This is a genomic window from Cryobacterium sp. (genome assembly GCF_026786305.1).
Lineage (GTDB): Bacteria > Actinomycetota > Actinomycetes > Actinomycetales > Microbacteriaceae > Cryobacterium.
The window spans coordinates 1-14,110 of sequence record NZ_JAJAYI010000107.1; the positions used below are offsets into that span (position 1 = coordinate 1).

The 14,110-nt window shown below is 66.3% G+C and carries 16 protein-coding genes; 2 read left to right on the plus strand and 14 right to left on the minus strand.

Features of this window, described 5'->3' with window-relative positions; translation table 11 throughout:
* Positions 1 to 372: 372 nt before the first annotated feature.
* From LH475_RS13630 to groES, 4 genes are all read right to left on the minus strand, one after another.
* Positions 373 to 1,674, minus strand: a complete 1,302-nt coding sequence (locus LH475_RS13630) for an ABC transporter substrate-binding protein (RefSeq protein WP_196843414.1) — start codon at positions 1,672 to 1,674, stop codon at positions 373 to 375.
* Positions 1,675 to 1,801: 127 nt separating this feature from the next.
* On the minus strand, positions 1,802 to 2,509 hold the full coding sequence (locus LH475_RS13635) for a hypothetical protein (protein ID WP_297414595.1): 708 nt from the start codon (positions 2,507 to 2,509) through the stop codon (positions 1,802 to 1,804).
* Between the two features lie 51 nt (positions 2,510 to 2,560).
* Positions 2,561 to 3,505: an EamA family transporter RarD gene (gene rarD, locus LH475_RS13640; protein ID WP_196843416.1), complete on the minus strand. Its 945-nt coding sequence runs from the start codon at positions 3,503 to 3,505 to the stop codon at positions 2,561 to 2,563.
* Between the two features lie 86 nt (positions 3,506 to 3,591).
* Complete coding sequence (groES, locus tag LH475_RS13645) at positions 3,592 to 3,888, minus strand: co-chaperone GroES (RefSeq protein ID WP_196843417.1); 297 nt, start codon at positions 3,886 to 3,888, stop codon at positions 3,592 to 3,594.
* A 125-nt stretch (positions 3,889 to 4,013) separates the two neighbouring features.
* Here groES and LH475_RS13650 point away from each other — a divergent pair, with 125 nt between their 5' ends.
* The gene (locus tag LH475_RS13650; RefSeq protein WP_196843418.1) at positions 4,014 to 5,219 is read left to right on the plus strand and encodes a class I SAM-dependent methyltransferase; all 1,206 of its coding nucleotides are present in this window, start codon (positions 4,014 to 4,016) and stop codon (positions 5,217 to 5,219) included.
* A gap of 5 nt (positions 5,220 to 5,224) precedes the next feature.
* Here the strand turns inward: LH475_RS13650 and LH475_RS13655 are convergent, their stop codons facing one another.
* The 10 genes from LH475_RS13655 to glmS all read right to left on the minus strand — a co-directional run bounded on the left by LH475_RS13655 (position 5,225) and on the right by glmS (position 13,119).
* The gene (locus tag LH475_RS13655; protein ID WP_196843419.1) at positions 5,225 to 5,635 is read right to left on the minus strand and encodes a hypothetical protein; all 411 of its coding nucleotides are present in this window, start codon (positions 5,633 to 5,635) and stop codon (positions 5,225 to 5,227) included.
* 85 nt (positions 5,636 to 5,720) lie between these two features.
* Entirely contained in the window at positions 5,721 to 6,167 is a 447-nt protein-coding gene (locus tag LH475_RS13660) for a DUF4190 domain-containing protein (RefSeq protein ID WP_196843420.1), read from the minus strand.
* Positions 6,168 to 6,219: 52 nt separating this feature from the next.
* Positions 6,220 to 7,305 (minus strand): tRNA (adenosine(37)-N6)-threonylcarbamoyltransferase complex transferase subunit TsaD, encoded by a 1,086-nt coding sequence (gene tsaD, locus LH475_RS13665; RefSeq protein ID WP_297414601.1) that lies wholly within the window; start codon positions 7,303 to 7,305, stop codon positions 6,220 to 6,222.
* A complete protein-coding gene (gene rimI, locus LH475_RS13670; protein WP_196843422.1) occupies positions 7,302 to 7,808 on the minus strand; it encodes a ribosomal protein S18-alanine N-acetyltransferase in 507 nt (168 codons plus the stop codon). The genes tsaD and rimI overlap by 4 nt, the downstream gene beginning before the upstream one ends.
* Positions 7,805 to 8,440 (minus strand): tRNA (adenosine(37)-N6)-threonylcarbamoyltransferase complex dimerization subunit type 1 TsaB, encoded by a 636-nt coding sequence (gene tsaB / locus LH475_RS13675; RefSeq protein ID WP_196843423.1) that lies wholly within the window; start codon positions 8,438 to 8,440, stop codon positions 7,805 to 7,807. Before tsaB ends, rimI begins: the two co-directional genes overlap by 4 nt.
* 13 nt (positions 8,441 to 8,453) lie before the next feature.
* Complete coding sequence (locus LH475_RS13680) at positions 8,454 to 9,221, minus strand: sulfite exporter TauE/SafE family protein (protein WP_196843424.1); 768 nt, start codon at positions 9,219 to 9,221, stop codon at positions 8,454 to 8,456.
* Positions 9,218 to 9,796: a tRNA (adenosine(37)-N6)-threonylcarbamoyltransferase complex ATPase subunit type 1 TsaE gene (gene tsaE, locus LH475_RS13685; RefSeq protein ID WP_297414605.1), complete on the minus strand. Its 579-nt coding sequence runs from the start codon at positions 9,794 to 9,796 to the stop codon at positions 9,218 to 9,220. Before tsaE ends, LH475_RS13680 begins: the two co-directional genes overlap by 4 nt.
* A complete protein-coding gene (alr, locus tag LH475_RS13690) occupies positions 9,789 to 10,910 on the minus strand; it encodes an alanine racemase (protein WP_196843426.1) in 1,122 nt (373 codons plus the stop codon). Before alr ends, tsaE begins: the two co-directional genes overlap by 8 nt.
* Positions 10,907 to 11,263 (minus strand): holo-ACP synthase, encoded by a 357-nt coding sequence (locus LH475_RS13695; protein ID WP_297414606.1) that lies wholly within the window; start codon positions 11,261 to 11,263, stop codon positions 10,907 to 10,909. The genes alr and LH475_RS13695 overlap by 4 nt, the downstream gene beginning before the upstream one ends.
* Before the next feature lie 5 nt (positions 11,264 to 11,268).
* Positions 11,269 to 13,119, minus strand: a complete 1,851-nt coding sequence (glmS, locus tag LH475_RS13700; RefSeq protein ID WP_196843428.1) for a glutamine--fructose-6-phosphate transaminase (isomerizing) — start codon at positions 13,117 to 13,119, stop codon at positions 11,269 to 11,271.
* Between the two features lie 34 nt (positions 13,120 to 13,153).
* Here glmS and coaA point away from each other — a divergent pair, with 34 nt between their 5' ends.
* Positions 13,154 to 14,110, plus strand: a complete 957-nt coding sequence (gene coaA, locus LH475_RS13705) for a type I pantothenate kinase (RefSeq protein ID WP_196843429.1) — start codon at positions 13,154 to 13,156, stop codon at positions 14,108 to 14,110.

A 14,110-nucleotide genomic window follows, 5' to 3' on the forward strand; every position in this document is an offset into this window, starting at 1 on the left:
GCCCTGAGGAGCCGTCGGGCCAGGCCCCCCGGCGTGGGGGCCGCGGGGGGGGGGGGGGCCCCCCCGGGGCGGCGGGGGGGGGGGGGGGGCGGGGGGGGGTGAACGCGGCCCCGCCCCCCGCCCCCCCCCCCCCCCCCCCGCCCCCCCCCCCCGCGGCCGCCCCCCCCGCCCCCCCCCCCCCCCCCCCCCCCCCCCCCCCCCGGCCCCCCCGCGCCCCCCCCGCGCCCCCCCCCCCCCCCGCTTCTGTGTTCCCACTGCCCTCGGCGGCATCGTTTGTGGTCTCGACGTGTTCGACCACAACGGGTCAGGGCACGCAAAAGGGCCCCAACCGGAGTCGGGGCCCTTCCTGCCACGCCCGAAGGCCGGCGCTGACTAGTTAATGCGGGTGTACGTGTTGTCGGCTTTGTACTCGTAGATTCCGATGGTCGCCTCGGTCGGGTCGCCGTTCTTGTCGAACGTGATCGGGCCGGAGAATCCGTCGTAGTTGATCTGCTCACCCTTGGCGAGTGCCTCGGCGCCGGACTTGAAGTCCGTCACCTTGGTACCGTCGCCGGTGCCGCCCGAGACCTGGCGGAGGTAGTCGGCAATCGACTGACCCGACGTGTCGTTGGCTGCATAGGCGGCCAGGGCGATCAGGATGACCGCGTCATAGGACTCAGCCGCATAGCTGTAGTCCGTCAGAGTGGGGTCGATCTTGAGGAGGCGCTCGGTGAAATTTCCCAGGGTTCCAACGTCGAGGCCGGGCAGTGTGCCCTTCGAGCCGGTGATGAGTCCGGCAGCGAAGTCGGCCTTGTAGTCCTTCAGGTTTCCGTCAACGAAGTAGAGCTTCCCACCGGGGTAGCCCGAACCGACGAGCGCGGGAACGATGATTTTGGACTGGTCGAAGGTGATCAGGGCGATCGCGTCAGGGTTCTGGGCGGTCACCTCGGAGATCTGCGCCGCGAAGTTGGAGTCACCCTCGTTGAAGAGCGAGGTCGCGACGACTTTGCCGCCTGAACTTTCGAAGGTCTCGGTGAGCACCTTGGCGAGGCCGGTTCCGTACGAGTCGTTGAGGACGATGAGACCGAGCGTGCTGACGCCGTCATCAGCGATCTGGTTGCCGAGCACCTCACCCTGCAGCAGGTCAGAGGGGGCGGTACGCCAGTACAGGCCCTTGTCCGCGTAGTTGGTGAAGTCGAGTGAGGTGTTGGCCGGAGAGAACTCCACAACCCCTGCCCCGGTGATCTGATCGATCACGGTCTTGGTCACGCCCGACGAGGCGGCACCGATGATGGCCGAAACGTCCTGCGAGAGCAGGTCGGTCACCGAAACGGTCGCCGTGTCGGTCGTGGTGTCGCCCGAGTCGCGAAGAATCGCTTCGATGTCGATCCCGAGGTTTGCGTCCTTGACGTCCTGTACAGCGAGCTGAACGCCCGCTTCTTCGGGCGGGCCGAGGAAGGCCAGTCCACCACTCTGTGGGAGGATGGTGCCGATCTTCAGGGAAAGATTGCGATCACCGGCCTCGACCGTCTTGAAGTCAGCAGAACCTGCAGCGGGGGCTGCGGATTCGCTCGGTGCCGTAGCGGCACCGTTGCTGCACCCGGTGAGCAGAAGTGCACTCACGCCGATGAGGGCGACGCCGGTAACGAGGGTACGAACTGAGCGGGAGGCCGAGGCCTTCGCGAATACGCTCATGTTGCTCCTTGATGGTTGAAGAGAGGTAAGTCTGGTCAGCCGATTGACTGCCGTGGTGTCAGAGTAGGCAATCACAGGCCCCGAAACCTACCTGTTCGTGTCACAACCGTGTAAAGCGATCAAATCGTTACGAACGACGGCCGGTAATCCCCTGATAATCAACGGTTTGCGTCTCGCTCAGGGCAAGCACACACTCCCCCCAAGAGGTGCACACGGCGCTTCCAGACGTCACCCGGGGCCAGCCCGCTTCGAGCGAGGCGCCGCCATCGTCGCCCGTGATGACGGCGGCCAGGGCGGCCGTCATCACCCCGTCGTAGGCTTCCGCGCCGCCCGCGGTGCCGGCGAGGCCGGGGTCAGCGGTCTTCAGGCGCGCGGTAAACGCATCGGCGGCGGCGAGCGGCGTGCCCCCGTTTGCGAAATCGATCAGGGCGACGATGGCGGCGTTGCCCACGGATGCCTCGGCTTCCGCTGGTAACGTCGTCGTCGCGTCCCACAGCACGAGGTCGACGCCGCGCGCCGCGAGGTCGACGTAGGCCGCGGCGAGGTCGCCGGCCGAGTTGCGGTGAATGAGCTGCACGGCTCGGGTGGGCGTGGTCTGCTCGGCCAGGATATCGCGCACGGCGAGTTCGGTGCCGGCGACCTGGGCGGCGCCGCTCGCGGCGTTGTCACCGGTCATCGGAAACAGCGTGCCGATGCTCAGCGTTCCGTCGCCGCTCGGGGCGGTCGTCACGCCCGCGACCGGGGTGGAGCTCGGCTTGGCCGCCGGTGCGCTCGTGCACCCGGCCAGAGCCAGGGCTGCCAGCAGAACGACGACGACGAGCGGACGACGGGGCATCAGAATCCTTTGGTACGAGCTGGAAGGCTGTCGGTTCAGCGTATCGGCTGGTCAGGCCGGTTCGAGGGCACTGCGGCGCGGAGCGCGACCGGAGGCGACCATGTCGAGCGTCAAGATGATCAGGGCGACCCAGACCAGTCCGAATCCAACCCAGCGTTGGAGCGGCATCGCCTCGTTCAAAATGAATACACCCACGAGAAACTGCAGCACCGGAGCCACGAACTGAATGAGCCCGAGCACGGTCAGCGGCAGACGCCGGGCGGCCGCGGCGAACAACAGCAGCGGAACCGCGGTGATGACACCGGCCGCGAGCAGGCCCGCCGTGTGCCAGGGCGACACGGTGCCGAAGGTGAGCCCGGACATTCCCGAAACGACGAGAAGTTGCACGACGGCAACGGGGGCCAGCCACGCGGTCTCGAGGGTGAGACCGGTCACGGCGTCGACGCTCGGGCCGACGCGTTTCTTGATCAGGCCGTAGAACCCGAAGGAGAACGCCAGAATGAGCGAGATCCAGGGCAGCGAGCCGTATCCCACGGCGAGCACGACCACGGCGAGAAAGCTGATTCCGATGGCCATCCACTGCAGCCGACGCAGGTGTTCGCGCAGCACGAAGACGCCCAGCAGCACCGTGACGATCGGGTTGATGAAGTAGCCGAGCGCCGCTTCGACGACGTGTCCGGTGGTCGCGGCGATCACATAGGTCTGCCAGTTGATGAAGATGAAGACACCGGCCAGGCCCATGATCCAGACCAGACGCGGCTGCCGCAGGGCCCGCCCGAGCACGGTCCACGTGCGGGTGACCGTGATGATCAGGGCGCAGAAGACCAGGGAGAACAACACCCGCCAGGCCACGATCTCAAAGGCACCCGCGGGCGTGAGCAGCAGAAAATAGAGGGGCAGCACACCCCACAGAGCGTAGGCGAGGCCGCCGAAGATGAGCCCGGTGCGGTGCGTGGAGCGGGCTGCCGTGCGGGCTGGTGCGGCAGCATCCGTCATGAATGATCTCCTGAAAACACAAAAACTCCCGAATGGCGACGCCATTCGGGAGCTTCAGTCTAGGGACTAGGTGGTGAAGAAACTACTCAGCGTACGACCACGGCGAGCACGTCGCGAGCGGAGAGAACCAGCAGGTCATCGCCACCGAACTTAACCTCGGTTCCGCCGTACTTGGAGTAGATGACCTTGTCGCCGATGGCGATGTCGAGGGGAATGCGGTTGCCGTTGTCGTCAATGCGGCCGGGGCCGACTGCAACGACTTCGCCCTCCTGGGGCTTTTCCTTCGCGGTGTCCGGAATGACCAGACCTGATGCGGTGGTCTGCTCGGCATCGACCTGCTTGATGACGATGCGATCCTCGAGCGGCTTGATGGAGACCGACACGGTTGACCTCTTTCTAAGATTTGGGTTAGCAGACTCACAGCGAGAGTGCCAAGTGAAGTTTAGGGGGCTTCTGGCACTCACGCAACGTGAGTGCCAGAAGGGGGTCATTTTGGTAGCGTTGCAGCATGGATCGAACCGAACTCGTCGAGCTGCTGTCCCCCGCGAGTTTACGGCTGCTGGACTCCCTGCCGCCGTACGACAGCAACGGAGACGTACTCAAGCTGATCACCGATCTGCGTAGGGCCGGGCATGCGCCCGGGCTCGTGTCGGCCGTGCTCAGCCAGTCCCGCCTTCGAGCGAAAGCCGTTGGCAAGTTCGGTGAATTTGCCGAGCGGATGCTGTTCACCGAAGCCGGTCTGGAACAGGCGACCCGGTTGCGAGTCGCCGCATTGCACGCCGGCCGATTCGCCGGACTGTCCGCCGCACTCGGCCACCCATCCCGGGTTGCCGACCTGGGCTGCGGAATCGGCGGTGACGCGATGGCCCTCGCCGCTTTGGATCTACCGGTCCTGGCCGTTGATGCCGACGAGGTGACGGCGACCGTAGCGAGCTTCAACCTTGCGCCGTTTCCGAACGCTCAGGCGTTGCAAGCCGACGCCGAGACTGTCGATCTGACCGGCTGTGACGCGGTCTGGCTCGACCCGGCCCGTCGCACGAGCGGGCATAGCAACACAACGAGGCTGACCCGCTCCGAGGACTACTCCCCCGCACTCGACTTCGCCTACCTGCTCGCCACAACTCTGCCGCTCGGCATGAAGCTCGGTCCCGGTCATGACCGCGATCAGATTCCGGTCGACGCCGAAGCCCAATGGGTGTCGGTCGATGGCCAGTTGGTGGAGATGGGGCTGTGGTTTGGCGCCCTCGCGCGCCCCGGCATCCGTCGATCGGCACTGCTGCTGACCGCTGGCGGCGCCCAAGAGCTGACCGCTCCCGACGACAGCGAAGACGCGCCCGTGGGCGAACTGGGCAATTACGTCTACGAACCTGACGGCACGGTCATTCGGGCGCGCCTGATTGGCGACCTGGCCCGCTCGCTGAATGCTCGTATGCTCAGCGAGGGCATCGCCTACCTGACCAATGACACACTCACGCCAACGCCGTTCGCGAACGCGTTCCGGGTACTCGAGACGCTTCCGTTCGATGAGAAGAAGCTGCGGCTCGCGCTGCTTGCGCGACGCATCGGCACGCTGGAGATCAAGAAGCGTGGCGTCGACGTTGACCCGGCGACGTTGCGCACCCGATTGAAGCTCAAGGGGCCGGAGTCGGCGACGCTGATTCTGACGCGGGTGGCCGGGCATCGCGTGGCGCTGCTCGTGGAGCGCGTGCGGTAACTGCGTTAGGTACCTGAGAGCAGGGGCAGTAGGGTCTGGCTGATGTAGACGACCCAGCCGGCCGCGAGCAGAACGCCGACGAGGCCGCTGACGAGACCGCTGCGCCAGAGTGTGCGCGCCCGATTTTCGGTCGTACGCGCGATCAGCGCGAGGGTGATCGCGATCAGCGCGATCGGCAACCCGAACACACCGATCACGCCGAGGGCGAGCCCGAACAGGCCACAGATCACGGAAGCGACCGAGAGGCGGCGGCGGCTGGTGATGCGCGCCACCTCCGCCTCGGTGTAGGTGTACGGCACGAACTCGGTCGGAGCGGTGACCGTCGATTCCCAGTCGAGCTGACTCCCGGGCGGCGCGGGGGCGCGCGTGTGGTCCAGATGCGCCGAGGTGTCGGAGTCCCGGTGGGGTGGAGTCATAGCTGTCCTCTGGCCGCCCACCGGGTTCGGTCGGTGTCGGTCGGAAACTTGTCGGGTGGCCACATTCGAGGCCGCCCGATTGGGGTTAGTTGTAGTAGGTCGAGCCGGTCGTGGCGGAACCGATGACAATGGCGGCGATGATGATGCCCCCGATGAGGCCGAGGGCAAAGCCGAGGTATCCAAGAATCAAGCCCCAGAGCGCCAGAGCGCGGCCCTTTTCGCCGGTCTTCTTGATCTGACTCATGCCGATGTGGCCGGTAATCACACCGACAATCGAAATGCCGAGAATCGAGGTAACGAGCGAGATGATCGACAAGACGTTGTACTTGTCCTGTGGGCTCTGCTGCCCGTACGGGTTCTGGCCGTACGCGGGTGGCTGGCCGTACGCCGAAGCCTGGCCGTAGGCGGGAGCGGCCGGGGCACCCGGTGCCGGGTAGGCCGGGGCGGCCGGAGTTTCGTATGCCGGCGGAACGCTGGAGTCGGTAGGCTTCGAGCTCGCCGGGTCGACGGGGGGCTGGGTGGGATCAGACATTTGCGGTCTCCTTCATAATTTCGTTCGGTGGTCGCACGGCCAGATTATCGCGTTACGGTGCGTCGAGCGACAGTGGCAAACCCGAGACTTGGATCTGGCCGACCGGCAGGGTGGAATCGGCGCCGAATTGCAGCGTCGACGGCTCGTGTCCGGCCATGATCAGCTGCGCGCCCAGGGCTGCGATCATGGCACCGTTGTCGGTGCAGAGTGACAGCGGCGGGAGGCGCAGCACGACGCCGGCAGCATCCGTTCTCCGGGTGGCAACCGCACGCAGCCGGGCGTTGGCGATGACGCCGCCGCCGAGCAGCAGGCGCGGCACGTCGTAGTCGGCGCACGCGGCGAGAGCCTTGGTGAGCAGAATGTCGACAACCGCCTCCCGAAAACTTGCCGCGACATCGCCGATTGGCACTGGTTTGCCGGCATCCTGACGCTGTTCGACGAAGCGCGCGACCGAGGTCTTCAGCCCCGAGAACGAGAAATCGTAGCGGTGCGCGGCCATGTCTTTGGGCTGGCTGAGTCCGCGCGGGAATCGAATGGCCTTCGGGTTGCCGTCGGCGGCGACCCGGTCGATCTGCGGCCCGCCCGGGTACGGCAGGGAGAGCAGCCGGGCGACCTTGTCGAAGGCCTCGCCGGCGGCGTCGTCGATGGTCTCGCCGAGCAGTTCGACGTCGCTGACCAGGTCTCGCACGAGCAGCAGCGAGGTGTGGCCGCCGGAGACGAGCAGGGCGATCGTCGGGTACTCGAGCGGTTCGGTGCCGGTTTGCAGCAGGTCGGCGCCAACGTGGCCGACGAGGTGGTTGACCGCATAGATCGGCTTGTCGAGCGCGACCGCGAGCGCCTTGGCGGCGCCGATACCGACCATGAGCGCACCGGAGAGTCCTGGCCCGCAGGTGACGGCTATGGCGTCCAGATCGGTCAGGCGGATGCCCGCCTCGGCGACGGCCGCGTTGATCGCCGGCACGAGCTCGTCAAGGTGTGCCCGGGCCGCGATCTCGGGCACGACGCCGCCGTAGCGGGCGTGCTCGTCCATCGAGCTCGCGATCGTGTTGGAGAGCAAGGCGGTCCCACGCACGATGCCGATGCCGGTCTCGTCGCAGGAGGTCTCGATACCGAGCACAAGCGGGGCTAATCGATTCATGAGAGCACCGTCACGGTAGACGTGGTGAGCATAGATTCCAGTTCGGGAATATTCAGGCGCATGACGATGGCGTCGACGTTGTCGGGTTGGTAGTAGCCGCGGCGCACCCCCACGTCGATGAATCCGAGGCGTTCGTAGAGGCGCTGGGCGCCGGGGTTGTCGGCGCGCACCTCGAGAAAGATCAGCCGGGCGCCGCGCTTGCGGGCCTCGCTGATGAGCGCCTGCATGAGCGTGCGGCCGAGCCCGTGTCCGCGCGCCGAGCCAGCGACGGCGATGGTCTGAACGTCGCCCTCGGTGGCTCCTTGCGGCGCAAGCAGCCCGGCGTACGCTTCCACGTTGTTCGGATCGTCAGGAGGAAAGGCCACGAGATAGTAGCAGGCCGGGTCGCCGAGGTCGCGCGCCATCATGGGCGCGGACCAGGCGTCGTTCTCGAAGATGCTGGTTTCGAGGCGCATGATGGCGGCAAGGTCGGCCCCGTGCGCGCGGCGCAGTTGCCAGGTCATCGGCTCACCCGCTTCGGTCCGTTCGATACGGTGACGTCGGGTGATCGCAGGTACAGCGGCGCGTTCGCGGCGGACACTCGACCGTGGGCGAACCGCAGTTCGGCGACCATGCCGAGATCGCCGGCGGAGACCACAACGGCGTCCCGCCGCGGCCAGCCGGCGTACGCCCAGCCGGGGACATCGAGTTCGGTGGGTTTGGCCAGGCCGGGCGCTTCGGCACGTACGGGCAGCCCGACCGAGTCGGCACCGGTGTAGGTCGACCAGTAGACCTCGCGCCGGCGAGCATCGGTGACGACGAGGAGCGGTCCGACGTGGCCGGCCTGATAGTGGCCATAGGCGATGGCGTCGTGGCTGATGACGGGGACCAGCGTCTTTCCGGCGCCGAGCGCGAAGACTCGGGCCGCGGCAATACCGACGCGCAGGCCGGTGAACGGTCCGGGCCCCATCCCACCGACAACTCCGGACAGTGCTGACACCGCTACATCCGCTTCGGTCAGGCATTCCTGAATGAGCCGGCCGACCACTTCGGCGTGCCGCATGGTGTCACTTTCGCCGCGTTCAGAAAGAACACCGCGGTCTCGATCGACGACAGCAACGCTCGTGCCGGCCGAGGTATCGATGGAGAGCAGCATTCGTTCAGCCTACCTAGGTCAGAAAGAGAACGACCGCCGCGGTGAGCGCGACCACGATCAGGATTGTTCGTAGCACCGGCGCCGACAACCGTCGCCCAATGCGTGCACCCAACCACCCACCGGCAGCCGACCCGACACCGATGAGCACGGCGATCACCCAGTCCACGGTGCCGCTGGAGATGAAGATAATCGCCGAGATCAGGTTGGCCGTACCGGCCAGCACGTTCTTGGCTCCGTTGGCCCGATGCAGGTCGGTCGACCACAGGATTCCCAGAAATGCGAGCAGCACGACTCCCTGGGCAGCACCGAAATAACCGCCATATACACCCGTGCCGAGAATGCCGAGGATAAGCCCGAAGGTCACCGGGCGCGCGTCGGTTTCTCTGCCGGCCGGAGCCTTGCGCCGGACGAATCGCGCGACTCGGGGCTGCGCCGCTGAAAGTCCCGCCGCGAGCAGCAGCAGAAACGGAACGACCGCTGAGAAGGCCTCCTCGGGCAGAATCAGCAGGAGTAAGCCGCCGACAGCGCCGCCAACGACCGAGAAGACAGCCATCCAACCGACCGCGTGCCACTGGGACGCCAGTTCCCGCCGGTAGCCGTAGGCGCCCGCAATCGAACCGGGCACGAGCCCAACGGTGTTTGAGACATTTGCTGTGATCGGGGGAACCCCGAGGGCCAACAGCGTGGGAAAAGTGATGAGCGTTCCGGCCCCCGCGACGACGTTGATCACGCCAGCCGCAATACCAGCGACAAGAATGATGACACCTTCCAGAAAAGTCATGGCTGTGGAGGTATCCCGTCAATGGGTGAGTCAGCGTCGTCGGTCCAGCGTGGTCCGTGCCGGGTGATCGTGACCGTACGGGGCTCGTCAAGGTCGAGATCAAGGTCGAGATCAAGGTCGAGATCAAGATCGAGATCGAGATCGATTTCTGCCCCAGATGCCACAGCATCCGTTGCCTGCAACCGACCCTGTGGCCGTTCGATCTCGATGTCGAGCCAAGATTCGGTGATGCCGTCAAGCAGGCCGCGGCCCCACTCCACGACCACGATGGAGTGGGCGAAATCGATGTCGAGGTCGTCGAGTTCCACGGCGCTGCTCAGACGGTAGGCGTCGACGTGCACGAACGGCGGGCCCCCGACGAGGCTCGGATGGGTGCGCGCGAGCACGAAGGTGGGGCTGGTGACGGCTCCACGCACCCGCAGTCCCTCACCGAGGCCCCGCGTGAGGGTGGTCTTGCCCGCACCGAGCGGTCCGGTGAGAACGATCAGGTCACCGACCTGCAGGGTGCGCGCGAGGTCGACGCCGAACCGGTGCATTGCTGCGGCATCCGGAATGGTTCGACGCAGCTCAGCCATTGATGTGTCGCCGGGTCACCCGGTGGCCGATGCGGGTCACGATCTCGTAGTTGATCGTGCCGGCCGCGTCGGCCCAGTCGGTCGCGCTCGGTGCTCCGGTGGCGGGGTCGCCGAACACGATGACCTCATCACCGACGGCCACGCCCGGGTTATCGGCGCCAAGGTTGACCACGAACTGGTCCATCGCCACCCGTCCAACCAGCGGATAGTTCTCGCCGTGAATGTGTACGAGCGCCTCGCCCGACGTCTGCCGCGGAATACCGTCGGCGTAGCCGAGCGGCACGAGCACGAGCGTGGAATCGTGCGGCGCCCGCCACAGATAGTCGTAGGAGACGCCGGCGCCGGCGCTCACCCGACGCACGAGGGCCACCCGGCCGCGCAGCGTCATGGCCGGCACCAGCCCGAGATCGGCCGACGTCGCGTCGTCGAACGGCGACAGCCCGTAGACGGTGATGCCGAAGCGCACCATCGTGAAGCGGGCGGCAGGCAGTCTCAGCGCCGCCGCCGATGAGGCCAGGTGCACGAGGTTGGGGGTCAGGCCGGCGGCGCGGGCCTCAGCGACGCCGCGTTCGAAACACTCCAGCGCCTGCTGGTCGTCGTGCTCTGAGGCATTGGCGAGGTGGCTCATCACCCCGTCGACGCGCAGCAGTCCGCTCCGCTCAAGTGCGGCGGCGAGCGCGAACACCTCGGCCCAGTCGTTTTCGTGCACTCCGTTGCGGCTGAGCCCGGTGTCCAGTTTCAGGTGCACGGATGCGGTCCTGCCGAGTTCCGCCGCCGCATCCGCTACCTGTTGCAGTTGACGCGCTGACGAGAGCCCGAGGGTCACGTCATCGTCGACGGCGGCGCTGAAATCGGCGTCGGGGTCGTGCAGCCAGGCCAAAATCGGTGCGTCAATGCCGACGTCACGCAGGGCCAGTGCCTCGTCGATGTCAGCGACGCCGAGCCAGTCCGCCCCACCGGCGAGGGCGGCGCGAGCCACCGGGATCGCGCCGTGACCGTACGCGTTGGCCTTGACGACCGCCATCGCGTGCGGGGTGCCGACGAGTTGGCGCAGGTGGGCCATGTTGCTGCGAATCGCGGCGAGGTCGATCACGGCCTCGCGAAACCCGCTCATTGCTGACCCTCTGCGACGACGAACGCGCAGGCCACGCCCGCGTCGTGGGTCATGGTGACATGCACCCGGCTGATACCACGATCTTTCACGGCTCTGAGGGCCGCGCCACTCAGCCTGAATTCGGGGTTGCCGTGTGGGTCGTTCACGATTTCCATCTCGTGCCAGGTGACCCCTGCGCTGTCGCCGAGCGCTTTGATCAGGGCTTCCTTGGCGGCGAAGCGCGCAGCGAGGGAGTGCACCGGCAGGCCGCGTTCGCTTTCGGCGAACAACCGCGGTACGAGGCGTGGCGTGCGCTCGATCTGGCGGGTGAACCGCGCCAGATCGACCACGTCAACCCCGATGCCCTTGATCATCGGGGTTACTCGACCGTGACGGACTTTGCGAGGTTACGCGGCTGGTCGACGTCGAGGCCCTTAGCGATGGCAAGTTCCATGGCGAACATTTGCAACGGCACCACGGCCAGCAACGGCTCGAACAGGGGCGCGGCGAGCGGAATGTGAATGACGGTGTCAGCAAACGGCAGCACAGCGGCGTCGCCGACCTCGGCGATGGCGATGATGCGGGCCCCGCGGGCGCGGATCTCCTGAATGTTGGAGACGACCTTCGGGTGCAGGTGGGCGGAGCCGCGCGGGCTCGGCACGACGACGAACACCGGCTGGCCAGGCTCGATCAGCGCGATCGGGCCATGCTTGAGCTCACCGGCGGCGAAGCCTTCGGCGTGAATGTAGGCGAGCTCCTTGAGTTTGAGCGCACCCTCGAGCGCGATCGGAAAACCGACGTGGCGTCCGAGGAACAGCACAGCGCGGGTGTCGCTCATCCAACGGGCCAGTTGGCGCACCTCGTCTTCGACGCCGAGAACGGTCGCAATCTTCTCCGGAATGGCCTGCAGCTCGGCGACCTGCGCGGCCTGCGCGGCCTCGGTGAGGCTGCCGCGCACGCGCGCGAGGTGCAGGGCAAACAGGTAGAGAGCGGTGATCTGGGCCACGAAGGCCTTGGTCGACGCCACGGCAACCTCCGGGCCGGCGTGGGTGTAGATCACGGCGTCGGACTCGCGCGGGATGGTCGCGCCCTGTGTGTTGCAGATCGAGATCGCCTTGGCACCGAGTGACATGGCGTATTTGACGGCCATGAGCGTATCCATGGTTTCGCCGGACTGGCTGATCGAGATCACCAGGGTGTCGTCGCTGAGCACCGGGTCGCGGTAGCGAAATTCGTGGCTGAGTTCGACATCCACCGGCACCTGGGCCCACTTTTCAATGGCGTACTTGGCGGTCTGGCCGGCGTAGGCGGCGGTTCCGCAGGCAACGATGACGATTCGACGGATGCCCGCGAGCACGTCATCGCCGAATTCGGTCAGTTCGGGCACCACAACGCGGCCGTCCGTGATGCGGCCGCGCAGGGTGTTCGCGACGGCATCCGGCTGCTCGGAGACTTCCTTGGCCATGAAGCTGGACCAGCCGCCCTTGTCGGACGCCGAGGCGTCCCAGGCGACGTCGAACTCTTCGGTCTCGACCGGGTTGCCGTCGAAGTCGGTGACGGTGACGCTGTCGGGCGTGATGGTGACGATCTGGTCCTGGCCGATAGCGACGGCGCGGCGGGTGTACTCGACGAACGCGGCGACGTCGGAGCCGAGAAAGTTCTCGCCGTCGCCGAGGCCGATGACGAGGGGGGAGTTACGCCGGGCGCCGACGACGACGCCCGGCTGGTCCTGGTGCACGGCCAGCAGCGTGAAGGCGCCGTCGAGGCGGGCCACGATGGTGCGGAACGCCTCGGCCAGATCGCCGACGCGCTGGTACTCACGGCCGAGCAGCACCGCGGCGACCTCGGTGTCGGTTTCGCTCAGAAAGGTGAAGCCCTCATTGAGTAGTTCGTCGCGCAGCGGCGCGAAGTTCTCAATGATGCCGTTGTGAATGAGGGCGAGCTTGTTGTTGTCGCCGAGGTGCGGGTGCGCATTGCCATCGGTGGGGCCGCCGTGGGTGGCCCAGCGGGTGTGACCGATACCGGTCTTACCGTTGTTGATGGGGTGTGCCTTGAGCTCACTGGTCAGGGCAGAGAGCTTGCCGGCCCTCTTGGCCGTGTTGAGCACACCGAACTCGTCGATGACGGCGATCCCCGCGGAGTCATATCCGCGATATTCGAGCCGTCCGAGCCCTCCCATGAGAACGTCAACCGTCTTATTGCTTCCGACATAACCTACGATTCCGCACATGGAAGTCGATTTTAGTCGGACTAAGCTTGGGGGAATGTCCGATCCGGTGCTGGCCCCTGTAATTAACGGTCACGGTACCCCTTTTGTGGAACTCGACCGAGCCGACTGGGCAGCCCTCGCGCCGACCACTCTGCTGCCGCTCAAAGAGACCGAGATCGTGCAGTTGCGAGGCATCGGCGAGCCGCTCGACATCAACGAGGTGACAGACGTCTACCTTCCGCTGAGCCGCCTGCTCAACCTCTACGCGGCGAATGCTCGCACGCTGCACCGCGCCACCAGTGGATTCTTGGGCGAACGCGCCCGCCCGACGCCATTCGTGATCGGTGTGGCCGGCTCGGTCGCGGTCGGCAAGTCGACCACCGCGCGGCTGCTGCGCGAAATGCTCGCCCGCTGGGACGACACCCCGCGGGTAGAACTCGTGACGACCGACGGCTTTCTGTTTCCCAACGCGGAGCTGAACCGCCGGGGCCTGATGGAGCGTAAGGGCTTCCCGGAGTCCTACGACCGACGTGCGCTGCTGCGGTTCGTGAGTGCGGTCAAGAGCGGCGCCCCCGAGGTTCGTTCACCGTTCTATTCGCACCTGAGCTACGACATCGTGTCCGACGCGCAGATCGTCGTGCGGCAGCCCGACATTCTCATCGTCGAGGGCCTCAACGTTCTGCAGCCGCCCGGGCCTGGCCACGGCCTCTCGGTCAGCGACCTGTTCGACTTCACGATCTACGTGGATGCTCGCACCCAGGACATCGCCCGCTGGTACGAGGAGCGTTTTCTCAAATTGCAGCGCGGGGCGTTCGCCAACCCCAACTCCTTCTTTCACCGCTATGCCGACCTCACCAACGATGAGGCTCGCGCCAAGGCGCGCAGCATCTGGACCAGCATCAACGAGCCCAACCTGCTGCAGAATATTCGCCCCACCCGGTCGCGCGCGACCCTGGTGCTGCGCAAGGACCCCACGCACGCCGTCTCCAAGGTGCTCCTGCGAAAGGTCTGA